We start from the raw sequence: 21,626 nt of genomic DNA on the forward strand, positions 1-21,626 counted from the left end.
CACCCCAGACCATTCATCTGGACCAAGACCGCCGACGAGATCCTCGACAAAGTCGCGGCCTACTGCCACCGAATCTCTGACTCAGGTCACTAGGAGCTGCCCGGCCTGATCCGCCGGACGGCCCTCAGGTCCTCTCCGGCCCCGACCCGCCCGACGGACCCTGACCCGCGGGCCCGTCCAACGGCCCGTCGTCCGACCGCAGTTCGAGCTCGAAGAGGGTGTCCTCGCCGAGCAGGGCGCGCCGCAGCGGCGGGCGCAGCGCCTCCCGCATCACCGATGTGCCGGGAAACCGCAGGCCGGGGATGCCGTCGCCGAGCAGGACCGGGGCGACGGTGACATACAGCCGGTGCAGCGCCCGTTCCCGCAGGAAGCGCGACACGGTGACCCCGCCCCCCTCGATCAGCACCCGGCCCAGCCCGCGCCGCGCCAGCGCCGCCAGCAGGCGTTCCGGGGCGAACGCCGCCTCGTCCGGCAGCGCCAGGACCTCGACCCCGGTGCCCGGTGCCGTGGGGGTGACCTCAGGTCCCACCACCCACAGGGTCGGCGCGGCGCCGTCCGTGAACACGCCGTGCTCCCGCGGCACCCGGCCCCGCGGATCGAGCACCACCCGCACCGGATTGTCGCCCGCACAGGCGCGGACGGTCAGCCGCGGATCGTCGGCCACCGCCGTTCCGGCCCCGACCAGGACCGCATCGGACAGGGCGCGCAGCCGGTGCAGATGGCAGCGGTCCTCCGGGCCGGTGACATAGTCGGCGTCGCCGGTACGGGTCGCGATGAAGCCGTCCAGGCTCTGCCCGAGCTGGGCGAACGCCACCCGGGGGCCGGCCAGACAGAGCGGCAGATAGCGGTCGGCGAGTTCCACCGCCTCCGGTGTGGCGGGCCGTCCCCAGCGCAGTCCGCCGTCCCCGTCCGCCACCATCCCGGCGGCGCGGGCGTCGTCCACCGTACGGACCCGCCGCAGCCGGTCCCAGGCGGCTGCCGCGTCGAGTACCTCAGTCATCGGCTTCCGTCCGGTCGTCGAACAGTGCGGCATATTCCCCGAATGCGTCGGCCAGCCCGGCCAGCAATTCCCGTCCCTTCCGGGCGGACGCCCGCGACGGCCGCCCGATGACTCCGGATTCGGTATAGGCCGACATGCCGAGCGTCAGCAGGTGCTTCCGGTCATCGGCGATGCAATCCGCCGATTCATAGCCTTCCTTGACCAATTCGGGATGGGCGTACAGCAGAATGGACGTCTCGACCTCTCCGGCATGCATATCGGTGTGCGACGGCGTCTCCACCCCGGCCCGGGTGCGCGCCGCGTCCCAGTCGGCCGATCCGGGGAACAGTGCCATCCGCACACCGTGCCCGGCGGATTCCTGAACGACATTGCGCAGGACGTAATTTCCGCCGTGTCCGTTGACGAGAATCAGGGTGTCGATACCGGACCTGCGGAGCGAATCGGCGATGTCCGTGACGACCGCGTGCAGGGTGCGCGCCGAAATGCTGACGGTCCCCGGCCAGTCGGCGTGCTCCTGCGAACAGGACACCGTCAGCGGCGGCAGCACCTGAACCGGCCGGCCGGCCGCCACCTCCCGGGCGATGGTGCAGGCGATGACGGTGTCGGTGGTCAACGGCAGGAAGGCGCCGTGCTGTTCGAAGCTGCCGACGGGTAGCACGGCCAGCGTCGGCCGCCGTGCCCGTATGTCCTCCGTGGTGTCCGCCGGCAGCGGTCCCGGCGCCGGGGTCGGGTGTCCCGATGAGGTCATGGGAGGCTGCGGCCTTTCGTCGCCGACTCGCGGAGTCGTGGTTGTCACGGCATCAGTTGTCACGGCGTCGCAGCATACTTGTTGTCATTATGAGCGAGTTCTGCCGATCATTTAGCCGCCCGGGTACGATCGCGCCATGATGGACCCCGACGACTCTGCCGGTGCCGACCTCCGTGTCGCAATCGATGATGCCCTCGGCCAAAAGCCGGGCGTGGAACAGGTGGTGACGGCCAGGCTGCCCACGACCTACGGCGAATTTCTCGCTGTCGGCTATCTGGACCGCCGTAGCGGTATCGAGCAAGTGGCTCTGGTCCACGGTGATGTGGTGGTGCCGGAGCCGGTGCTGACCCGGGTGCATTCGGAATGCCTGACCGGTGATGCCTTCGCGTCCACCCACTGTGAATGCGGCGACCAATTGTCCGAGGCGCTGCGCGCGATCGTGGCGGCCGGGCGCGGCATTCTGGTCTATCTCCAGGGCCACGAGGGCCGTGGTATCGGACTGCTGGCCAAGCTCCGGGCGATGAAGCTGCAGGAGGGCGGGCTGGACACGGTCGAGGCGAACATCGCGCTCGGGCTGCCGGTCGATGCCCGTGACTACGGCGTCGCGGCGGAGATCCTCCAGGACCTCGGTGTCCGGTCGGTGCGGCTGATGTCGAACAACCCGCGCAAGTGCGAGGCGCTGCTGCGGCACGGTATCGCCGTCGCCGAACAGGTTCCGCTGCTGATGCCGCCCCGTGCGGAGAACATCCGTTACCTCCGCGCCAAACGGGAGCGCCTCGACCACGACCTGCCGCACCTGGACGGCATCCACGGTCTGACCTGAGACGGGGGCACCCGCACCGCACACCACGAGGGAAGGCCCGCGACACGGGGTCGCGGGCCCTCCCTCGGTGACTGTCCGGCCGGCGGATCAGGAGACGGCGGGCGCCGCCTCGGCCGTGGTGGCCTCCTCCTGCCGCGCCGGTACGACGCGCTCCGCGAGGTGGCCGAAGACCAGCCCGAAGGCGGCCCACAGCACCAGTTGGATGGCGAGCGCCGACATCCGGAACTGCCAGAGCAGCGTGCCGGGGAAGCCCGCCGGCACGTTGTCGTAGCCCGGCAGGAACGCGTAGGCGAGGCCGATGGCGACCACGAACGCGGCACCGGCCACGACCGTGGCGTTCCAGTTGCCCAGCTTCGGGGCCAGCCTGCGGCCGAGGAGCGTGGCGGCGACGGCCAGCAGGATGCCGAGCAGCATCATCAGGAAGAACAGGGCGGTGCGGGTGCCGATGGTGTCGGGGTCCCCGACGGCCGGGGGATTGGCCGGGTACTTCAGGAACGGCACGAGGTAGACGACCAGCAGCGCGGCGCCGGAGAGCAGCGCCGCCGTGGTGCGGGCACCGAACCGGCCGATCCGCCCCAGGGCGAAGCAGAAGACCAGTGCGGCGATCCCGCCGAGCGCCACGCCGTAGATCAGTACGCCGGTCGCCAGCCCCGCCGTGGACTGCACACCGCGGCTGACGACCTCCATCCCGTGTTCGTGGCTGTGCGCGTCCTCGAAGGCGATGGCGGCGTCCACCTTCGGTTCACCCAGCAGGTAGGCGACGACGAGGGCCAGGAGACCGGCGGCCAGACCGGCGAGCATCCCGCGCACCAGGAGATTTCTGATGGTGACGGAGTTCATGGGTGCGGAGTCCGATCAGTGGCAGGGGAAGCCGAGAAGGTGGCGCCCGTCGTGGACCCACTCGTGGACCTCCGTGCCCGAGAGCAGCGAGGTGGCACCCTGCTCGGCGCCGATGAAGTACAGCAGCACCAGCATCAGGACGCCGACGAACAGCGCCCACGGTGCGATGGCCTTGAGGGGGATCGGAGCCGGGGTGACGGCGCCGGCGGCCGGGGGTGCGATGGTCTGAGCCATGGCAGGACCTCCTGTGCGGGGGAACTCGCGTCCCTGTTCGTTGGAGTGCGTGACAACATGCCGGGTCTGGCTCGCCCGGTCCCGGCCCTCTGGGCTGGTCAAAACCGGACATACAGTGGCGCGACCGCGCCGGGATCTCACCGGCTTCCGTCATGTCGTCGTCAATATCATCGGGAAGGTACCGCGAACCGACCCCCCGGCCAAGACCACGAAGGGGGCGGAAAGGCGCAGGAGAGGGCGCGCCCTCCGGACAACTCCCTTGTGCGGATGTCGGGTTGCCGTCCGCCGCAGAGCGAGAGAAGAGGACATGACAACTCGGGTGATGTTGGTCTCACCGGCGGCGGGGGACGCCCAGCGCGCGGTGCGCTTCGACGACGACGGTCCGCTGAGCGAGGCCGGGCTGCGCCGTGTCCGGTCCGCCGCCGACGCCGGGGAGCTGCCGGCCGCCGGCCGGGCCTTCGCCTCGCCCTCCGTCCGGTGCCGCCGCACGGCCGAGGAGCTGGGACTGTCGGCGCAGCCCCTGGGGGAGCTGGCGGGCTGTGCGATGGGTGACTGGCGCGGGCGGACGCTGGACGAGGTCGCCGGTGGCGAGCCGGTCGCGGTGTCCGCCTGGCTCGCGGACCCGGACTTCGCCGGGCACGGCGGGGAGTCGCTGCGGCAGCTGTGCGACCGGATCGCGGACTGGCTGGCGCGGGCGGCGGCGGAGGCGGGCCGGGTGCTGGCCGTCGTCGAACCGGATGTCGTGCGCGCCGCGGCGGTGTGCGCCCTGCGGGTCCCTCTGGACGCGTTCTGGCGGCTGGACGTCCCGCCGCTGACAGTGACCGAGCTGAGCGGCCGGGGCGGGCGCTGGAATCTGGGACTGGGGCGGGAGCTGGGCCGCAGGTGAGGGCGGTGCGACGGGAGAACTTTAAAATTCAGCCGCCTCTCATCTACACATAAAGGCGACATAAGCGCAGAATAAAGATGCGCGGCCCGATGCCACGCGAAACGGCCGGTTTGCGAACGAAGGAGGCGAGTCGCATGGCCGACGTCTCACACCACAGGGGAGATCTCGCAGGTCACCCCGATGCTTCTGAGATGCAGGTCCGGTATGAGCGGGTACTCGGCGGGCGTGATGTGGTCCTCGTCGACGGGCCGGTGCTCCTGGTCGGCCTGTATTGCGCCGTCTCCCCATGGATTCTCCACTTCTTCGCCGCGCAGCCGGCGCTCATGGTGCACAACCTCATCCTCGGTCTCGCCATCGCCCTGATGGCGGTCGGATTCACCGTGGCTCCCGACCGGATGTACGGCCTGAGCGGTGCGATGTGCGCGATCGGCGTGTGGATGATCATCTCGCCGTGGATCGTCGGCAGCTCCCCGGACGCCGGCGTCATCTGGAACAACATCATCATCGGTGCGCTGACCTTCCTGCTCGGCGCCATGTGTGTCGCCGCGGCCTCGAAGAGCCGCCGCGGCACCTGACCGCGCTCTCCACGGGGGCGTGAAAAAGCCGCCGGCCGCTTGCCTCTGACGGGGCAGGTGACCGGCGGCGGTGCGTGGGGCGTGGTGCGTGTACGGCTCGGCCCTGTGGGCCCTACCGGCGCCGGTCGCGGCCGTTCACGGACAGCTGTCCCAGCAGCCCGGCCAGCACCAGCCCGGTCCCGAGGAGCAGGCCGTGCGCCAGCGCGACACCGGCGGCCAGACTGCCCGCCGCGACGGCCGGTGCCAGCCAGGCGAAGCGGTGGGGCGGGAAGGGCCGGGCCGGGAGGGCTGAGGGCGGACGGGGGCGGGGGCGGCGGGCGGCGCCGTGCCGGAACAGCTCGGTGAGCTCGCCGAAGGCGCGGTCGTCATGCGGGGACAGAGGCGTCCCTCCTCTCCCGGTCGTACGGGCGGCCGCGCCGTGGAGGCAGGGCGACGGTGCAGGGGCGTTGCTCCGGTGATCGCGCGAGGTCAGGGTGTTCCGAGCGAGGCGTCAAAGGGGCAGTGCCGCCTGCGTAGTTGTGCCCTGCCGCGCTGTGCCCGTAACGCGGGGAACGGAGAGTGCGGCAGAGAGGTGCCGCATCGTGCCGGACACGGGGCGGCCCTGTGCCGGACAGGAAGAGGCCGCGTGCCGGACACGAAGCCGCCCTCCCCGCGTTCCCTCGGCGCCCGGCACCGCTCCGGCGTCCCGGAGGCGGCCCCGGTGTGGCGCGGCGGCAGCGCGCCCGTCGGCGGGAACCCGCACGCATGCGGCAACCCGGTGAATTGGGATAATCGGTGACATGGGTCTTTCCGACTGTGGCCCGCCGCCCCGGAGAGGTAGCGCCCCGTGACCGCTGTACCCGTGGATGATCACGAAGACTTCGCCGACGCCGACCGTGGCTTCATCGCCGCGCTCGACCCGCCCCAGGTCACGGCGGACGACGGCCGGGTGATCTGGGACGCGGAGGCCTATGGCTTCCTGGCCGGGAACTGCCCCGACACCGCGAACGAGAGCCTCTGGCGGCAGGGCCGGCTGGTGAGCCGGCACGGCCTGTACGAGGTCACCGACGGCATCTACCAGGCCCGTGGTCTGGACCTCTCCCATATGACGCTGGTCGAGGGCGACCACGGCGTCGTCGTCATCGACCCGCTGCTCTCCACAGAGACCGCCGCCGCGGCCCTGGAGCTCTACCGCAAGTACCGCGGCGACCGGCCCGTCACCGGCCTGATCTACACCCACTCGCACCGCGCGCACTTCGGCGGGGGACGCGGGGTGCTGCCGTCCGGCCACCACCCCGTACCGGTGCTCGCCCCGGCCGGCTTCCTGGCGCACGCGGTCGGCGACGGGGTGCACGCCCGTACGGCGCTGGCCCGGCGGGCTGTCTACATGTACGGGTCGGAGCTGCCCAAGGGGCCCGACGGCCAGATCGGCTGCGGTCTGGGCGCCGCCCGCTCCACCGGCACCACGAGCCTCATCCCGCCGACCGTCGACATCACCCGCACCGGCCAGGAGGAGATCGTCGACGGCGTCCGCCTCGTCTTCCAGCTCACTCCCGGCACCGAGGCACCCGCGGAGATGAACTTCTGCTTCCCGGCGCACCAGGCCCTCTGCCTCGCCGAGAACGCCACCCACACCCTGCACGGCATCCTGACACTGCGCGGCGGCGCCGTCCGCGACGCCCGTGCCTGGTCCCGTCACCTGGGCGAGGCACTCGCCCTCTTCGGCGACGAGACCGAGGTGGCCTTCGCCTCCCACCACTGGCCGACCTGGGGCCGGGACCGCGTCCGTACCCTGCTGGCCAACCAGCGCGATCTGTACGCCTACCTGCACGACCAGACCGTCCGGCTGCTCAACGAGGGGCTCACCGGCGCCGAGATCGCCGAGGAGCTGCGGCTGCCCCCGGACCTGGAACGCATCTGGGCCCACCACGGCTACTACGGCTCGCTCAGCGACAACGTCAAAGCGGTCTACCAGCGTTACCTGGGCTGGTTCGACGGCAACCCCGCCCATCTGTGGGAGCATCCGCCGGCCGAGCAGGCCCGTCGCTATGTCGACATCCTGGGCGGCGTCGAGGCGACCGTGGACGAGGGCAAGCGGTACGCCGCCGACGGCGATCCGCGGTTCGCCGCCACCCTCCTCAACCACGCCGTGTTCGCCGCCCCGCACAACCTCCGCGCCCGCCGCGAACTGGCCCTCGTCTACGAACAGCTGGGCCACGGCGCCGAGAACGCCACCTGGCGCAACGTCTACCTCACCGGCGCCATGGAACTGCGCGGCAGCCTCGCCGAGGCGACGCCGGACACCCTGCACCCCGACCTCGCGGGGGCGCTGACCGTCGACCAGCTCCTCGACTCGCTCGCCCTCCGCGTCGACGGCCCCCGGGCCTGGTCGACCGCGCTCACCCTCGACCTCTACCTCCCCGACGAGGACCGCACCTGGCAGCTGACGCTCTCCCACGGGGCCCTCACCCACGTCAGCGCGCCCGGCGTCCCCGCACCGTCAGGGGAACGCACCCCGGACCTCACCCTCACCCTGACCAAGCCCCAGCTCCTCGGCCTGCTCACCGGCCAGGGGCCGGGGGACGCCGTACAGAACGGTGAGTCGGGCGCACTCCACCAGCTCCTGGGCCTGCTCGGCACGCCGCACCCCACCTTCCCCGTCGTCACGCCCTGACCGCGCACCCGCCGCCCGGCCGGCGGACGTCAACCTCGCGCCCCGGCCCGCTGCCTCTCACCGGGCCGCCGGACGCCCCGGCTGGGGCAAACTGGCCCGGTGGCGAGCAACATTCCCGAGGAGTCGACCAGCTTCGTCGGCCGGCAGGCCGAACTGCGGCGGATCGACGACGAGTTGACGGAACACCGGCTGATCACGCTGACCGGCCCCGGCGGCGTGGGCAAGACCCGGATCGCGATGCGGGCCGCGCGGGCGGCGGCGGCCCGGTTTCCCGACGGCGTCTGCTGGGCCGATCTGTGGCCCCTCCAGGGGGACGGACTGCTGGTGGCGAGCGTCTGCGACGCCGTCGGCCTGGCCGACCACACGGCGCGGACCCCGGTGGCAGCGCTCTGCGAATGGCTCGCCGACAAACGGCTGCTGCTGGTGCTGGACTCCTGCGAACACCTCGTGGACGCCTGCCGCGACCTCCTCGGAGATCTGCTGACCGCGGCCCCCGCCGTGACCGTGCTGGTCACCAGCCGGCAGCCGCTGGACATCGTCGGCGAGTGGACCACCGAGATCGGCCCGCTGCCGTACACCGGCGCCAACGACGCACTGGCCCTGTTCACCCAGCGGGCCGGCACCGCGGCCCCCGGCCTGCGGCTCACCACCCCGCTCAACGCACACGCCGCCGCCGTCATCTGCCGCCGCCTCGAAGGCATCCCGCTGGCCCTGGAACTGGCCGGCGCCCAGCTGGCGCACAGCTCCGTCGAGCGGATCGCCGAGCGGCTCACCTCCCGGCTGGACACCCTCGAACCCGCCGACGGACCGGTACGGCTGCCCCGGCACCGGACGCTGCGCTGCGCCATCGGCTGGAGCCACGAGCTGTGCGCACCGCTGGAACGGCTGCTGTGGGCCCGGCTGTCCGTCTTCCGCGGCACCTTCGACGAGGAGTCCGCCGGCGCCGTGTGCGCCGGGGGACCGCTCACCCCGCCACGGGTGCGCAGCACACTGGCCGCACTGGCCGCCAAGTCGGTGCTCACCCGCGAGGGCACCCGCTTCCGCATGCTCGACACCCTGCGTGAGTACGGCCGGATGTGGCTGGCCGAACTCAACGAGGTGACCGCCCTCGCCGACCGGCACGCCGCGCACTTCGCCGACTTCGGCCGCCGCGCCGAGCTGGGCTGGCTGGGCCCCGAACAGGTCAGCTGGTACCGCCGGGTCGCCGACGCCCATGTCGACCTGTGCACCGCGCTCGACCACCTCCTGGTCACCGCCCCGGAACGGGCCCAGGAACTCAGCGCCTCGATCGGCCTCTTCTGGAGCTGCTGCGGCCATCTGCACGAGGCCCGCAACTACGTGGCCCGCGCCCTCGCCGCCCACACCAGCCCGAGCCCGGCCCGCACCCGGGCACTGTGGGCGCTCGGCGTCGCCGTCCTGCTCCAGGGCGATCTGGCACTGGCCGACGCCCTCGGCGGGGAGTGCGCCCGCGCGGCACGGGGGTCCGAGGACGCGGAGGCGGTGCTGGCGGCCGGCTACCTCATCGGCCTCACCCATCTGATCGCCGGCCGCCCGATGTCCGCGCGCACCGTCGCCGAACAGGTGCTGGGCCCACCGCCGTACGACCCCTTCGACTCGCCCGGACGGCTGCGCTGCCAGCTCGTCCAGATCTTCGCGCTCACCGGCCTGGGGGAGCTGGGCCGGGCCCGGGAGGCGGCGACCGCGCTGCGCCGCGGCTGTGTGGAGCGCGGCGAATACTGGACCCGCTCCTACACCGACTACCAGCTCTCCCTGATCTCTCTCTTCCAGGGCCGCCCCGAGGAGTCCGCCGACCACGCCCGCGCGATGCTCGCGGCCAAGCAGGGCATCGGCGACAAGTTCGGGATCGCGCTCGGCCTGGACCTGCTCGCGGCCGCGGTCGCCGCCCAGGGCGACGGTGCCGCGGCGGCCCGCGTCTACGGCAGCGGCCAGGCCCTCTGGCGCACCGTCGGCCATCCGCAGCGCGGCACCCCGGAACTGCGCGCGGTCCGCGAGGAGTGCGAGCAGCGGGCCCGCGCGGCGATCGGCGACGCGGCCTACGCGGAACACTTCCGCCGGGCCAGCGAGGAACGCCCCGGGACCTCGCTCGCCCGGATTCTGGCGGGCGACCTGTGAGCGGCGGCCCCTCCCCGGCTCAGGGTGAGGGGTCGCCCGCCAGCGTGTACAGCAGCTCGTAGGCCGTGGTGATCATGTTGCAGCTGCGGCCGCGCCGGGTGGCCAGCGCCACCAGCCCGGTGTGCGACGCCGGGTGGTAGCCGAGGAACGCCTGCTGGCCGAAGGTCGCCCCGACATGGAAGAGCAGCGGCCCGCGCGCGGCGGGGTGCTGATACCACGTCAGGGTATGGGTGTCGCGCTTCCGCCAGCCGCGGCGCAGCAGCGGCACCTGGACGTCACGCAGTGGCCCGGCCAGCGGTGTGTCGTCGGGGGAGAGGTGTGCCTCAAGGTAGGTGAGCAGATCACCCGGGGTGGCGCGGACCGACCCGGCGGCGATGAACGCTCCCATGTCGGCGCTGCGCACCGGCGTCACCCCGTTCGTCCGGTGCCCGATGGCGTCGGTGCCGGTGGTGCCGGGCCCCAGGGTCGTGTCGGTGAGGGCGAGGGGCTTGAGCACCCGCTCGGTGAGCAGGGCAGGATAGCCGGCGCCCGCGGCACCGGACACGGCCGGGCCGAGCAGGGCCAGCCCGAAGTTGGAGTAGCGCCAGTGGGTGCCCGGCTCGTGCCGCGGCCGGGTCCGCGCGAAGGTGCGCAGCAGACGCTCCGTGTCGTAGCCGGCATAGCCGTTGGCGTACGGGTGGACCAGCGCGCCCACGATGAGATCGGTGGGGATGCGCGGCAGCCCGGAGGTGTGGGTGGCCAGATGCCGCAGGGTGATCCGGCGGGAGGCCGGATGCGGCAGCGGCAGCTCCGGCAGACGGGCGGTGAGCGGATCGTCCAGGGACAGCACCCCGGACCGGGCCAGCTCGGCGAGCAGCAGCACGGTGAAGGTCTTGGACAGCGACCCCAGTTCGTAGCGCAGCGCATGACGGGGGGTGGGCGGCGCCATGGCCGAACCGCCGGTCATCACGGTCCGCCGGCCGTTCCGGGTGACGGCCAGCACGATGTCCGGGGCGTCGATCAGGGTGACCGCGTCCGCGAGACGGTCGGCGAGCGCGGGGCCGGGGCGGTCGGGGCTCATCCGACGGCGGACAGGGCCCGGGAGGTGGCCATCGCGGAGGCGAACGCGGCGACCAGGGTGGGGTGGTGGACCAGGTCGAAGACCCGCGCCGGGTCGCCCTCCGGCATCCGGCGCTGGATGGGCATCGCCCCGGTGGACGACTGCGCGGCCGCGTACCGCTCCCACATCTCCGCGTCCAGGGCCGGGCGCGGCAGACAGGCGTCGACGACGAGGAGTTCCCCGAGCAGGTCCCAGTGTTCGAGATCCGCCCAGTCCTCCGTCCAGGCGGGCAGATACCGCGTCAGGTACTCGGCGATGGCCGTCGGGACGTGCTCGGGGTGCTCGCCCCAGTTGGTGAGGTGGAAGACGGTGTGGGTGAGGTCGTAGGCGATGTGCAGCTGCACCGTCCACGGCTCGGGCAGCTGCCCCAGCCAGGTGCGCGCCACCGCCTGGTCGAAGTCGCTGCTGGGCGGCAGGCCGAGCTTGCGTTCCGCGTTGAGCACCCCGAGCCGCCGGTTGGGCATCATCTCCAGCGCCGTCCAGGTGGTGGTGTGCCGGCACACCTCCAGCGCGGACTCCAGCCCCGGGTGACGGTGGCCCAGTTCGTGGAAGGTCGCATAGACCTCCAGCGGCACCGGGGAGAGCGGCTCGTCGTGCTGCAGCCGGGCCAGGACGTTCCCGCCGTCCAGCAGCTCCCGCCAGGCGAAGTCCAGCAGCTTCCCGGCCCGCTCCTTCTGCCGGGAGCCGGCCACGCCCTCCCGGAACAGCACATGCATGTTGAGCGCCAGCTCCCCGATGGGCTTGAGCCGTTCGACGACCTTGCTGTTGCCGGCGAAGTCCTCGGGGGTCAGCCGGAAGTGCTCACGGTGGTCGTCGAGCCAGGTCAGGGCCCGGTCGCCGACGCCGTGCAGCAGGGCGGGGGATGCGGCCGTCACGGTCACGGGGCAGTCTCGCTTTCGCAGGGCGTCCGCCCGGCCGCCCCCGCCGCGTTCCCGGCCGGGACACCGGCCTCGGCCTCGTCGGAGGCGATACGGGCGAGGGTGGCGGCGAACGCGGTCACCAGGGTGGAGTGGTAGCAGGCCGTGAACGCCTCGGCCCGGTCGCCGGTGGACGGTGCCGCGCCGATCTCGGGCACGCTGCCGTCGGCGGCCTGGGCGCCGGCCAGCCGCTGCCAGGCCGTCGCATCGTAGGGAGCCGCGGGCAGACAGGCCGTCACGGCCAGCAACTCGCCCACCAGGTCCCACAGTTGTTCCTCCAGCCAGTTCTCCAGCCAGGAGGGGACCCACAGCCGCAGGTAGTCGGCGAGTTCGGGGGCGAGCCGCTGCCGGTTGCGCCCCCAGTCGGTGAGGTGGAAGACGTCATGGGTGATGCCGTACGCCGCCTTGCGGTCCAGCGCCCAGGGCTCCGGCAGCCGGCCGAGCCCGGTCAGCGCGAGCACGGCACCGAAGTCGGCGTGCCGGCGCAGCCCGGTCCGCCGCTCCGCGTTGAGCACCCCGAGCGTCCGGGTGTGGTCCTCGCGGGCCACCCGCCAGCCGCGCAGCCGTGTCATCAGCCCGACCAGCGCATCGGCCTCCGGATGGCGCAGCCCGGCCTGGGCGAAGACGCCGTAGAGCTCCACCGGATAGGTGGCGAACGGCTCCCCGCGGATCAGCTCGGCGAACAGCTCCCCGTCACGGGTCTCGTTCCAGGCGAACGCGAAAAGACCGCGGGCCGTCTGCCGGATGTCGTCCCGCGGGTGCAGCGTCCCGATCAGCTGGGTCAGTTCGGCCAGCTCACCGAGGGGTTTCAGGGTCAGATTGGGATCGGCGTCCGTGGTCACGTTCGGGGGCAGCCGGAAGAAGGGACGCGCCTCGTCCAGCCACCCCAGGCTGTCGCGGACCATCCGGTCCAACAGCCCGGGGTCGCCCCGGCCGACGGTCACCAACCCCGTCCGTAGAAGCGCTGGGCGGCGGCGACATGCAGCGTCACCCGTGGATCACCGCCACCCATCTGGCGGACGAACGCCAGCCCGCTGTCGAGCCCCAGGGTCTGCGGGACCTCGGGCAGCCGGGCCAGCCAGCGGCCCAGACCAGCCGCCTGCAGCCAGTCCCGGCGGCGCACCGCCCGGACGAAGCCGCGCGCCAGATCGTCGGTGCGGGTGGCCAGCTGCTCGGTGAGACCGGGCGCCAGCCCGGGCAGTGCGAGCGCGGCGAGCTGGGACACCCGATGAGAGAGCCTGGGCCAGGGGTCGTGATCGACCCAGCCGGCGGCGGCCTCGGGAGGCGGCGGCCAGTGCTGTGCGCCTCCGGGCAGAAACGCGTGCGAGGCCTCGACCAGGCCCCGGTAGCTCCACACCGAGACCTCCGAGGCGTCCGCTCCCGGCGGATAGGCCGCGAGCGCCTGCCGGACCACCGCTTCGTCGTCCGCCCCGACGGGAGCGCCGAGGCGCTCCATCGCGTACGGCGCGAGTGCGTCGGCACCGAGTACCCGGACGGCGGCCGGGGTCAGTGCGTCACTCTGCCGCAGAACGCCGGACAACGCATAAGGGTCGCCCTCACCCCGCAGGGCGAGGGCGACCCCGGTTGCGGCATCGGCGATCACAGCGCTCAGCGGGACTGCTCCCTGCGTCTGTTCAGCCAACGCTTTCCCCTTCAGCCTCAGCGGACGTCAGTCTTGGGCCGGGGGGTGGGGGGCGAGATCAGAAGCAGCGCGGCCAGCAGCAGCGCACCTCCGCACTCACGCGTATCGCGGAAAACACCGTCGGCCTCGGCGGGCTCAAGCAGTCCCTCGACCTCGGCGGCCAGGGCAGCCGTCTCGACCGGCGCTGTGCGATCCGTAACCATGCGATCAACTCCTTCTACGAATGGGATACCAGATTCACATCGGCATAATTCGGGCGCAAGGGGAGAAAAGGCGCAAATCGTAGTCTTTCGGGTTGGTGTGATGGGCGTTCAGCGGGCTTGCCGCCCCTCAACTCCCGTGCATGACCGACGAGATGGCGATACCTCGAACGCGGCAGCCGGGCGTATCGGGCGAGGGCGCCAAGGGTGAGGAAGGCCCGCTGATGGCGGATCGGACTGCTCTGTTCGGATGCATCCGCCCGACACGGACGGCCCCCTGGAAGCGGCCGGGGAGCCCTTACCGCGCCCGCCCTCCCGCCTGTCATTCCACGCCCGCCGCCCGGCATCCGACGTTCTCCCCGGTGTGGTGCGGCGCCGCCTCCCCCGCACGGGTGACCCGGTCGCGCCGCACGAGGGATGCGGACGGCCCCGGGCGGCGGCGAGGTTGAGAGCGCGCGGGGCGGACCCACTGCCCTCGTGCGTCTGGCGCCTCGCGGCCGTCAACTTCAACGCCCCGCTGCTGGAACACGACGCGACGGCCCCGGCCGGCCCGGAGATGTTCGACGGCCAGTGGTGGTACGTCGTCGGGCTCGGCGTCGTCAGCGAGGCGCCGGCGTTCCTGGCGGTCGGGCCGGTCGCCCCGTGGGGCGAGGTGGCCCACGCTGGACACCCGGTCTGCGCGGGCGCCGGGTTCGCTGACGGGTACGGGCCCGGGGTGAGGACCGGTACGGGGCGCGGGCGGTACCGGAGCGCGTCGGCCGCTGCCCTAGAGTGCGGGGGTGCCGACGTACAGCATTGGTCAGGCAGCGGGGCTGCTGGGTGTGAGTTCGGAGACGGTCCGCCGCTGGGCCGATGGCGGTCAGCTGCGGATGGAGCGGGACGGCGCGGGAAACCGTGTGCTCGACGGGGTGAGCCTGGCGGCCTTCGCCAAGGAGCGCGCCGCGGGCCTGCATCCGGTGCCGGGGGAGGTGCTGACCTCCGTACGGAACGCGTTCGCGGGGATCGTCACCCGGGTGACCCTCGACGAGGTGATCGCCCAGGTCGAGATCCAGTCCGGACCGCACCGGGTGGTCTCCGTCGTCAGCCGGGAGGCGGTCGAGGAACTGGGCATCGAGGTCGGGATGACCGCGACCGCCCGGGTGAAGTCCACCCATGTGCACATCGACCTGCCGGACGACGGGCGCTGAGCCGCCGACCGGACGCCGCCCGGGCCGGCCCGGTACCACGGTGCGCCGCTCAGCGGCAGAGCAGCGCCGCCTGCAGGTCCAGCTTGTGTTCGAGCCGGGACAGGTCGCGGCCGGTGAGCGACTCGATGCGCTGGATGCGGTAGTGCACCGAGTTCACGTGCAGCTTCAGCGCCGCGGCCGTCCGCGCCCAGGACCCGTGATGCGCGAGGAAGGCCTCCAGCGTCTCCACGAGCATCCGGTGCGAGCCGCCGCCGTGCGCCAGCGGCCCCAGCACGCGGCTGCTGAAGGCCGTACGGACCTCCGCGGGAACCCCGGCGAGCAGCGCACCCAGGGTGCTGAGGTCCTCGACGGCAGTCACCCGGGCCCCGTCCGGGGACGTGGCGCGGGCCGCCGCCAGCGCGTAACGCGCCTGGCGCAGCGCGGAGTTGAGGTCTTCCGGGGCGCGCACCGGGGCGCTGATCCCGGCGTGCAGCAGTGTCTGCTGACAGGGGGCGGAGAGCGTGGGCCACAGCTCGGCGGATGACCGCTGCCGCTCGGCGTCCGGGTCCGTACGGACGAGGGCGACCGCCTCACCACCCGGGAGCCGCCCGGCCACGGACGGCTCACCGGTGGTGGGGCGCAGCGCCGTCACCGGCGCACTCTCCGCCGGGCCCGGTTCCTCGCCGACCGTCGTGGCGACCACCACCCGGTACGGACCGGAGACGGGCAGCCCGCAGGCGCGCAGCGCTTCTTGGAGCGCCGCGCCCCCGGCCGTTCCGGACGCGACGAGCGCCACCAACGCGTCGGCTGCCCGCTCGCCCTCCGGCCGTCCGTCGGTGTCCGGCCGTGGCGCGCCGACGCGCTCCGGCGGTCCGTTGTTACCGGTCCGGAGCCTGTCGGGCGGGAGGAGTTCGTGGACGTGCATGTGCGGGCTCCTTGGGCGGCTGCCGGACACGGACCCGGCATCTCACATTCACCAGGCTAATGCGAGTGTCCACATGGTAAATGCCAGATGATCAGGACCATAGTCCTCTTGGTTGATCGACCAGATCCCGCGCCCCGGCCGGGACGATTCCGACAAGCGCGGCCCCCTCCCCGCTGCCCCTCGCCGTTCCCGAGATGCTGCCCTCATGGCGTCTCTGCGCTCACACCAGCGAGGCAAGAGAGCATGCAAGGGTGGTATCCGTGGTTCGGGGGCGGGCCCGTCGGGCATCATGCGGACGCAGTCCTCGCGTGGATCGCCTCAAGGAGGTCTCGGATGAGCCGGCCCGGCCCACCGCCCCGCAGCACCGCCGTACGCCCGGCTTCCGGGAGCGCCGTCCCCCGTGTCCACCGGCGCTTTCTGATCCGTGGTCAGCTGCGCCGTCCGCTCGCGCTGACCGTCGCGGACCTGCGGGAGCGGTGGCCGCGGCAGCGGGCCGAGGTGGTCTTCGACTGCGCCACGAACGGGCCGCAGCACCACACCTTCGAGGGGCCGCTGCTGCGCGAGGTCATCGATGCGGCGGGCCCCGCCTTCGACGCCCGGCGGCGCAAGGACCGCTCCCGCTATCTGCTGGCCGTCACGGGCGCGGACGGGCATCACGCGGTGCTGTCCTGGGCGGAGCTGGACGCGGACTTCGGCGATGCGCCGGTCCTGCTGGCCACGGCCATGGACGGGCGCGCGCTCGACGAGGCGGGCAGCCAGCTGGTGGTGCCCTCCGACCGCTGCGGTGCGCGCTACGTCAGTGCCCTGACCGGCATCTGGTTCGGGACCTGTGCCCTGCCCGAGCTGGTCCCGGCCGATGCGGTGGACCGGTTCTGATCCGCCGTGGGTCCAGGGGCGGAGGGCGCGGGCCTCAGGAGGCGGCGAGGGCGATCTCGGTGGACTTGATCAGTGCGGTGACCTCGGAACCGGCCGCCAGGCCCAGGTCCCCGACCGCCTCCCGGGTGATCGCCGCGGTCAGCTCACCGCCCGCGACGGCCACCTTGACGCCCGCCATCGCGCCGCCGGTGGCCACCTCGGTGACCGTGCCGGGGAGTCGGTTGCGGATGCTGAGGCCCTCGACCGTGCCGGTGGCGAGCGCCACTTCGGTGGACTTGACCAGCGTGTGCACCGCGGACCCCGCCTCGATACCCAGCTCCCGTACCGCCTCCCGGGTGATCGCGGCGGTGATCTCCTGGCCGCCGGCCAGCCGGACCTTGACGGTCGCCATGACCTCGCCGGGGGTGACGGAGGTGACGGTGCCGGGAATCCGGTTACGGATGCTCAGGTTCATGGACGTGCCTCACCGGGGGAGGGGAAACGCGAGGAGGGGGGCGGGGGATGTCGCATATCTCCCGCTGTGGTCCGCACTCTAGTCAGGGTTCGCGTGGTCGTCCGGGAGGCCTTGCGGGCGGCCGTGGGAGTTCCGTGCGCGCGGGGCGGAGTGGAGCGGGATGCGCGGGGCAGATGGCGCAGGGCGGGTGACTCCGTCACCAGCGGCTCCGGGCCGGCCACCCGGACTTCGTGTCTTCCTCCAGGCCGCCTGGCATTTGCTATAGGACTTCGCCCTGTCAATTGCAGATGCGAGCCAATGTTGCCTATCTTGTGGCACATGCAGTCCTATACGATCGGCCAGGCGGCGCGGCTGCTGGGGGTCAGTCCCGACACCGCGCGCCGCTGGGCGGACGCCGGCAAGGTCGCGACCCATCGCGACGACGGTGGCCGCCGCCTCATCGACGGCCGTGATCTGGCCGCCTTCTCCATCGAGGTGGCGCAGAGCGGCACGGGTGAGGATGACGCCTCGTACACCTCCGCGCGCAACGCCTTCCCGGGCATCGTCACCGCCGTCACGCTCGGCGATGTCGCCGCCCAGGTCGAGATCCAGGCCGGTCCGCACCGCCTGGTCTCCCTGCTGACCCGGGAAGCGGTGGAGGAACTCGGCCTGGAGGTCGGCATGCAGGCCACCGCCCGCGTGAAGTCCACCAGCGTGCACATCGACCGCACCTGACCCCTGCGCGGCAGCACCACCAGCCGATCCGCAACGACCGTCCCCCACCGGCCGGCTGCCTTCCCTCAGCGGCGTCGCCCGTCCACGGCGCGGCTTTTCCCATCCACTCGGACGACACCCGTCGTCCCGGGTTCCAAGGAGTCCCGCCTCATGTCCCAGCTCGTCACCGCGCGCCGTACCGCCGCCGCGCTCGTCACCGTCGCCCTGCTCGTCCCGCTCGCCGCCTGCGGCGGCAACGACGAGAAGGACCAGGGCGCCGAGAAGTCCGGCGGCGCCGCCCCCAAGGCGGACCTCACCGTGCTCGCCGCGTCCTCGCTGACCGACGTCTTCAAGAAGGCCGGTGCGGTGTACGAGCGGGAACACCCCGGCACCAAGGTGCACTTCTCCTTCGCCGGGTCCCAGGAACTGGCCGCCCAGGTGCGGGAGGGTGCCCCGGCCGACGCCGTGGTCACCGCCGACACCAAGACCATGGACGGCATCGGGCCGGACGTCGGCAAGTCCACCGTCATCGCCAAGAACCGCCTGGTCATCGTCACCGGTGAGGGCAACCCCAAGAAGATCGACAACCTCAGGGACCTCACCGACAGCAAGCTGAAGGTCGTCCTCGCCGCCTCCCAGGTGCCGGTCGGCCGCTACAGCAAGCAGGTCCTCGACGCGCAGAAGCTGACCGTGAAGCCGGTCTCCCAGGAGCCCAATGTGCGCGCGGTGCTCAGCAAGGTCGAACTCGGCGAGGCCGACGCCGGGCTCGTCTACAAGACGGACGCCGCCACCGCACCGAAGAAGGTCGACGCCGTCGACATCCCCGACGCGCAGAACGCCGTCGCCTCCTACCCGGCCGCGACCCTGAAGATGTCCCAGCACTCCGCTGCCGCCGCCGCGTTCGTGAAGTGGCTGAGCGAGCCCGCGGCGCAGCAGCTCCTGCAGCGGGCAGGCTTCCAGAAGCCGTAATCCGGTACGGCGCGCACGGGGACCGTCCGGCTCGGCGGAGCGGACGGCCCCGCGCGCACCGCCCGGCCCGCCCCGAGCCGAGGAACCCGATGAAAGACCTCCGCACCCTCGCGCCGCTCCCGGCAGGCAGATTCCGCACGCCCGGCGCCCGCACGCCCGTCGTGCTGGCCGTGCCCGCGCTGGTCGCCGTCGCCTTTCTGCTGCTGCCGCTCCTCGGCATCCTCGCCCGCACCAACTGGGGTGACCTCGGCACCCACTTGACCAGCCCGGGTGTCCTCGAAGCGCTCCGGCTTTCCCTGCTGGTGTCCTTCTCGGCTCTGGGGCTCGCGCTGCTGCTGGGCGTGCCCCTGGCCTGGCTGCTGGCACGGGTCGACTTCCGCGGCAAGGCGCTGGTCCGCTCGCTGGTACTGCTGCCGATGGTGCTGCCGCCGACCGTCGGCGGTGTCGCGCTGCTGCTCGGCTTCGGCCGGCGGGGACTGCTCGGCCCCTGGCTGGAGGAGACCTTCGGCGTCGTGCTGCCGTTCCACACCTCCGGCGCGGTGGTCGCGGCCACCTTCGTCGCGATGCCGTTCCTCGTGATCAGCCTGGAGGGCACGCTCGCCGGACTGCGCCCCCGTTACGAGGAGACCGCGGCCTCCCTCGGCGCCTCTCCCGTACGGGTCTTCCGCACCGTCACCCTTCCCATGGCCGCCCCCGGTCTCGCCGCCGGCGCCGCGCTGACCTGGGCCCGTGCGCTCGGCGAATTCGGCGCCACGATCACCTTCGCCGGTAATCTGCCCGGCACCACCCAGACCCTGCCGCTCCAGGTCTATCTGCTGCTCCAGGACTCCCCGGAGGCCGCCACCTCGGTCTCGCTGCTGCTGCTCGTCATCGCCATGGCCGTGCTGATCTGTCTGCGCGGCCGCTGGACCGGCGCCACCGCCGACCGCGCGGCCCGCACCGCACGCGCCACCGATGACCCCGCCACCCCGGACCCGCCCGCCGCGGGCACCGAGGAGCCCGCCCCGCCGTCCGCGGCGCACCGGGAGCACTGGCCGCTGCGCGCCGAGGTCTCCGGATTCAACCGGCTGACACTGGACGCCGATCCGGGCACCACCATCGCCGTCGTCGGCCCCAACGGCGCCGGCAAGACCACCCTGCTGCGCGCCCTGCTCGGCCTCACCCCGCGCGCCCGCGCCGTGCTCCGCCTCGGCGACACCGACGTCACCGCGCTGCCCCCGCACCGCCGCGGCGTCGCCTGGGTCCCCCAGGACGGCGCGCTCTTCCCGCATCTCACCGCCCTGAACAACACCGCGTACGGGCTGCGCGCGCACGGCGCCCCGCGCGCCGAGGCCCGCCGTACGGCACAGCAGTGGCTCAACCGGCTCGGGGTGGGCCAATTCGCGCACCGCAAACCCGCCCAGCTCTCCGGCGGACAGGCCCAACGTGTCGCCCTGGCACGGGCGTTGGCCGCCCGGCCCCGCCTGCTGCTGCTCGACGAGCCGCTCGCCGCGCTCGACCAGACCACCCGCGCCCAGGTACGGCACACCCTGCGCGGCCATCTCGCGGACTACGGCGGGGTCTGTCTGATCGTCACCCACGACCCCGTCGAGGCGGTCTCGCTCGCCGACCGGGTCCTCGTCCTCGACGGCGGTCTCGCCCTTCAGGACGCACCGCCCGCCGAGGTCACCCGGCACCCGCGCTCGCCCTGGGTCGCCCGGATGCTCGGCCGGAACGCCTGGCCGGGCACCGCCACCGGCGAGGCCCTCGCGCTCACCGGCGGCGGCCGGCTGGTGACCGCCGACCCGCTCCCCGAGGGCGCCCCGGCGCTGGCGATCATCGCTCCCGAGGCGGTGTCCGTCCACCTCGACCGGCCCACGGGCAGCCCCCGTAACGTCTGGCCGGGCACCGTCCGCGAGATCACCTCGGCGGGCAGCCGGCTGCGGGTCCTCATCACCTCGCCCGAGGCGCCCGATCTGGTGGCCGAAATCACCCCCTCGGCGGCACTGGAACTCGGCCTGGCCGACGGGGTGTCCGTATGGACCAGCGTCAAGGCCACCGAGGTCTCCCTCGTCGCGCTCTGAGCGCCGGCCGGCCGGATCAGTGCTCCGTGGCCGCCGGTTCCAGTACGAACACCGGGATCTGGCGCTCCGTCTTCTTCTGGTACGCGTCGTAATCGGGGAACGCCTCGACGGCACGCCCCCACCACAGGGCCTTCTCCGCCCCGGTGACCTCACGGGCGGTCATGTCCCGGTGCCGCGGTCCGTCCTGGAGCTCCACCCGGGGGTCGGCCACGACGTTGTGGTACCAGACCGGGTGCCGGGGTGCGCCGCCCATGGACGCCACCACCGCATACACCCCGTCGTGCTCCACCCGCATCAGCGGGCTCTTGCGGATCTTGCCGCTCCTGGCGCCCCGGGTGGTGAGGATGACGACCGGCATCCCGCGCATGGTGGTGCCGTCCGTCCCGCCGGAGGACTCGTACAGCTCGACCTGATCGCGCACCCACTGTGCCGGGCTCGGCTCGTACTCACCCTGAAGAGGCATGTGGTCCGTCCCATCTCCGTAGACAACGTGAGCTCGCCCGCGGCCCGCGGTGGGGCCGCCCGGCAACGCCCTGACCTTCGCTCAACAACCGCGGCGGCCGCAATCTTCCGGGCTCCGCCGCCGTGTCCGGCCGGCCCGGGAAGCACACGGCGCCGGCCACCGGCGGCTGCCCCGGCCCGCCTCATGGGCGGACGGGAACAGCCGGACCGGTGGCCGGCGCCAGAGAGGGGCGGCTGCTGCTCACCCACCGAACGGGCGGGTGAACAG

22 protein-coding genes are annotated in these 21,626 nt (G+C 72.7%); 10 read left to right on the forward strand and 12 right to left on the reverse strand.

Translation table 11 applies throughout. The features are described 5' to 3' along the window. Positions 1–124: 124 nt before the first annotated feature. Both ACWC9R_RS31805 and ACWC9R_RS31810 read right to left on the reverse strand, forming a co-directional pair. Complete coding sequence (locus ACWC9R_RS31805; RefSeq protein ID WP_450736719.1) at positions 125–1,000, reverse strand: RibD family protein; 876 nt, start codon at positions 998–1,000, stop codon at positions 125–127. Further along, complete coding sequence (locus ACWC9R_RS31810; RefSeq protein WP_450736721.1) at positions 993–1,748, reverse strand: creatininase family protein; 756 nt, start codon at positions 1,746–1,748, stop codon at positions 993–995. The genes ACWC9R_RS31805 and ACWC9R_RS31810 overlap by 8 nt, the downstream gene beginning before the upstream one ends. A 139-nt stretch (positions 1,749–1,887) precedes the next feature. On the opposite strand from ACWC9R_RS31810, the gene ribA reads away from it, so the two are divergent. Then, positions 1,888–2,571, forward strand: a complete 684-nt coding sequence (ribA, locus tag ACWC9R_RS31815) for a GTP cyclohydrolase II (protein WP_450736763.1) — start codon at positions 1,888–1,890, stop codon at positions 2,569–2,571. Positions 2,572–2,658: 87 nt separating this feature from the next. On the opposite strand, the gene ACWC9R_RS31820 is transcribed toward ribA, so the two are convergent. Next, positions 2,659–3,411 carry a CbtA family protein gene (locus ACWC9R_RS31820; protein ID WP_450736723.1) on the reverse strand — a complete coding sequence of 251 codons (753 nt, stop codon included), beginning with the start codon at positions 3,409–3,411 and terminating at the stop codon, positions 2,659–2,661. Between the two features lie 15 nt (positions 3,412–3,426). Next, a complete protein-coding gene (locus tag ACWC9R_RS31825; RefSeq protein WP_085923396.1) occupies positions 3,427–3,645 on the reverse strand; it encodes a CbtB domain-containing protein in 219 nt (72 codons plus the stop codon). 307 nt (positions 3,646–3,952) lie between these two features. Between ACWC9R_RS31825 and ACWC9R_RS31830 the strand changes: the two genes are divergently transcribed. From ACWC9R_RS31830 to ACWC9R_RS31845, 4 genes are all read left to right on the forward strand, one after another. Then, entirely contained in the window at positions 3,953–4,531 is a 579-nt protein-coding gene (locus ACWC9R_RS31830) for a histidine phosphatase family protein (RefSeq protein ID WP_450736725.1), read from the forward strand. 134 nt (positions 4,532–4,665) lie between these two features. Then, entirely contained in the window at positions 4,666–5,106 is a 441-nt protein-coding gene (locus ACWC9R_RS31835; RefSeq protein WP_450736726.1) for an SPW repeat protein, read from the forward strand. Between the two features lie 826 nt (positions 5,107–5,932). Next, the gene (locus tag ACWC9R_RS31840) at positions 5,933–7,759 is read left to right on the forward strand and encodes an alkyl/aryl-sulfatase (protein ID WP_450736728.1); all 1,827 of its coding nucleotides are present in this window, start codon (positions 5,933–5,935) and stop codon (positions 7,757–7,759) included. Between the two features lie 99 nt (positions 7,760–7,858). Next, on the forward strand, positions 7,859–9,892 hold the full coding sequence (locus tag ACWC9R_RS31845) for an ATP-binding protein (protein WP_450736730.1): 2,034 nt from the start codon (positions 7,859–7,861) through the stop codon (positions 9,890–9,892). 19 nt (positions 9,893–9,911) lie between these two features. Here the strand turns inward: ACWC9R_RS31845 and ACWC9R_RS31850 are convergent, their stop codons facing one another. Genes ACWC9R_RS31850 through ACWC9R_RS31870 form a run of 5 tightly spaced genes read right to left on the reverse strand, consistent with a single transcriptional unit; the run spans position 9,912 to position 13,753 of the window. After that, positions 9,912–10,952 (reverse strand): serine hydrolase domain-containing protein, encoded by a 1,041-nt coding sequence (locus tag ACWC9R_RS31850; protein ID WP_450736731.1) that lies wholly within the window; start codon positions 10,950–10,952, stop codon positions 9,912–9,914. After that, complete coding sequence (locus ACWC9R_RS31855) at positions 10,949–11,872, reverse strand: DUF6895 family protein (RefSeq protein WP_450736732.1); 924 nt, start codon at positions 11,870–11,872, stop codon at positions 10,949–10,951. Before ACWC9R_RS31855 ends, ACWC9R_RS31850 begins: the two co-directional genes overlap by 4 nt. Further along, positions 11,869–12,852 carry a DUF6895 family protein gene (locus ACWC9R_RS31860; protein WP_450736733.1) on the reverse strand — a complete coding sequence of 328 codons (984 nt, stop codon included), beginning with the start codon at positions 12,850–12,852 and terminating at the stop codon, positions 11,869–11,871. The genes ACWC9R_RS31855 and ACWC9R_RS31860 overlap by 4 nt, the downstream gene beginning before the upstream one ends. Further along, positions 12,849–13,550, reverse strand: a complete 702-nt coding sequence (locus ACWC9R_RS31865) for a hypothetical protein (protein ID WP_450736735.1) — start codon at positions 13,548–13,550, stop codon at positions 12,849–12,851. Before ACWC9R_RS31865 ends, ACWC9R_RS31860 begins: the two co-directional genes overlap by 4 nt. Positions 13,551–13,567: 17 nt before the next feature. Continuing rightward, a complete protein-coding gene (locus ACWC9R_RS31870) occupies positions 13,568–13,753 on the reverse strand; it encodes a hypothetical protein (RefSeq protein ID WP_018091704.1) in 186 nt (61 codons plus the stop codon). A 776-nt stretch (positions 13,754–14,529) separates the two neighbouring features. Between ACWC9R_RS31870 and ACWC9R_RS31875 the strand changes: the two genes are divergently transcribed. Beyond that, positions 14,530–14,937 carry a TOBE domain-containing protein gene (locus tag ACWC9R_RS31875; protein WP_362612555.1) on the forward strand — a complete coding sequence of 136 codons (408 nt, stop codon included), beginning with the start codon at positions 14,530–14,532 and terminating at the stop codon, positions 14,935–14,937. Between the two features lie 49 nt (positions 14,938–14,986). On the opposite strand, the gene ACWC9R_RS31880 is transcribed toward ACWC9R_RS31875, so the two are convergent. Beyond that, positions 14,987–15,841 (reverse strand): PucR family transcriptional regulator, encoded by an 855-nt coding sequence (locus ACWC9R_RS31880; RefSeq protein ID WP_450736737.1) that lies wholly within the window; start codon positions 15,839–15,841, stop codon positions 14,987–14,989. A 333-nt stretch (positions 15,842–16,174) separates the two neighbouring features. Between ACWC9R_RS31880 and ACWC9R_RS31885 the strand changes: the two genes are divergently transcribed. Further along, a complete protein-coding gene (locus ACWC9R_RS31885; protein WP_450736738.1) occupies positions 16,175–16,717 on the forward strand; it encodes a molybdopterin-dependent oxidoreductase in 543 nt (180 codons plus the stop codon). 34 nt (positions 16,718–16,751) lie between these two features. Here ACWC9R_RS31885 and ACWC9R_RS31890 read toward each other — a convergent pair whose 3' ends face one another. Further along, entirely contained in the window at positions 16,752–17,171 is a 420-nt protein-coding gene (locus ACWC9R_RS31890; RefSeq protein WP_450736740.1) for a TOBE domain-containing protein, read from the reverse strand. A gap of 318 nt (positions 17,172–17,489) precedes the next feature. On the opposite strand from ACWC9R_RS31890, the gene ACWC9R_RS31895 reads away from it, so the two are divergent. From ACWC9R_RS31895 to ACWC9R_RS31905, 3 genes are all read left to right on the forward strand, one after another. Further along, the gene (locus ACWC9R_RS31895) at positions 17,490–17,885 is read left to right on the forward strand and encodes a TOBE domain-containing protein (protein WP_388194014.1); all 396 of its coding nucleotides are present in this window, start codon (positions 17,490–17,492) and stop codon (positions 17,883–17,885) included. A 150-nt stretch (positions 17,886–18,035) separates the two neighbouring features. Beyond that, entirely contained in the window at positions 18,036–18,833 is a 798-nt protein-coding gene (gene modA / locus ACWC9R_RS31900) for a molybdate ABC transporter substrate-binding protein (protein WP_450736742.1), read from the forward strand. A gap of 89 nt (positions 18,834–18,922) precedes the next feature. After that, positions 18,923–20,896, forward strand: coding sequence for an ABC transporter permease (locus ACWC9R_RS31905; protein ID WP_450736744.1), 1,974 nt, complete (start codon positions 18,923–18,925; stop codon positions 20,894–20,896). 16 nt (positions 20,897–20,912) lie between these two features. Here the strand turns inward: ACWC9R_RS31905 and ACWC9R_RS31910 are convergent, their stop codons facing one another. Then, positions 20,913–21,359: a nitroreductase family deazaflavin-dependent oxidoreductase gene (locus ACWC9R_RS31910; protein WP_450736746.1), complete on the reverse strand. Its 447-nt coding sequence runs from the start codon at positions 21,357–21,359 to the stop codon at positions 20,913–20,915. Positions 21,360–21,626: the final 267 nt, after the last annotated feature.

It is taken from the genome of Streptomyces sp. NPDC001219, from assembly GCF_053597915.1.

Excerpts from the sequence above, each read along its gene's own strand:
- ACWC9R_RS31805 (WP_450736719.1), bottom strand. The coding sequence starts at position 1,000 with ATGACTGAGGTACTCGACGCGGCAGCCGCCTGGGACCGGCTGCGGCGG.
- ACWC9R_RS31810 (WP_450736721.1), bottom strand. The coding sequence starts at position 1,748 with ATGACCTCATCGGGACACCCGACCCCGGCGCCGGGACCGCTGCCGGCG.
- ribA (WP_450736763.1), top strand. The coding sequence starts at position 1,888 with ATGGACCCCGACGACTCTGCCGGTGCCGACCTCCGTGTCGCAATCGAT.
- ACWC9R_RS31820 (WP_450736723.1), bottom strand. The coding sequence starts at position 3,411 with ATGAACTCCGTCACCATCAGAAATCTCCTGGTGCGCGGGATGCTCGCC.
- ACWC9R_RS31825 (WP_085923396.1), bottom strand. The coding sequence starts at position 3,645 with ATGGCTCAGACCATCGCACCCCCGGCCGCCGGCGCCGTCACCCCGGCT.
- ACWC9R_RS31830 (WP_450736725.1), top strand. The coding sequence starts at position 3,953 with ATGACAACTCGGGTGATGTTGGTCTCACCGGCGGCGGGGGACGCCCAG.
- ACWC9R_RS31835 (WP_450736726.1), top strand. The coding sequence starts at position 4,666 with ATGGCCGACGTCTCACACCACAGGGGAGATCTCGCAGGTCACCCCGAT.
- ACWC9R_RS31850 (WP_450736731.1), bottom strand. The coding sequence starts at position 10,952 with ATGAGCCCCGACCGCCCCGGCCCCGCGCTCGCCGACCGTCTCGCGGAC.
- ACWC9R_RS31870 (WP_018091704.1), bottom strand. The coding sequence starts at position 13,753 with ATGGTTACGGATCGCACAGCGCCGGTCGAGACGGCTGCCCTGGCCGCC.
- ACWC9R_RS31880 (WP_450736737.1), bottom strand. The coding sequence starts at position 15,841 with ATGCACGTCCACGAACTCCTCCCGCCCGACAGGCTCCGGACCGGTAAC.
- ACWC9R_RS31885 (WP_450736738.1), top strand. The coding sequence starts at position 16,175 with ATGAGCCGGCCCGGCCCACCGCCCCGCAGCACCGCCGTACGCCCGGCT.
- ACWC9R_RS31890 (WP_450736740.1), bottom strand. The coding sequence starts at position 17,171 with ATGAACCTGAGCATCCGTAACCGGATTCCCGGCACCGTCACCTCCGTC.
- ACWC9R_RS31895 (WP_388194014.1), top strand. The coding sequence starts at position 17,490 with ATGCAGTCCTATACGATCGGCCAGGCGGCGCGGCTGCTGGGGGTCAGT.
- modA (WP_450736742.1), top strand. The coding sequence starts at position 18,036 with ATGTCCCAGCTCGTCACCGCGCGCCGTACCGCCGCCGCGCTCGTCACC.
- ACWC9R_RS31905 (WP_450736744.1), top strand. The coding sequence starts at position 18,923 with ATGAAAGACCTCCGCACCCTCGCGCCGCTCCCGGCAGGCAGATTCCGC.
- ACWC9R_RS31910 (WP_450736746.1), bottom strand. The coding sequence starts at position 21,359 with ATGCCTCTTCAGGGTGAGTACGAGCCGAGCCCGGCACAGTGGGTGCGC.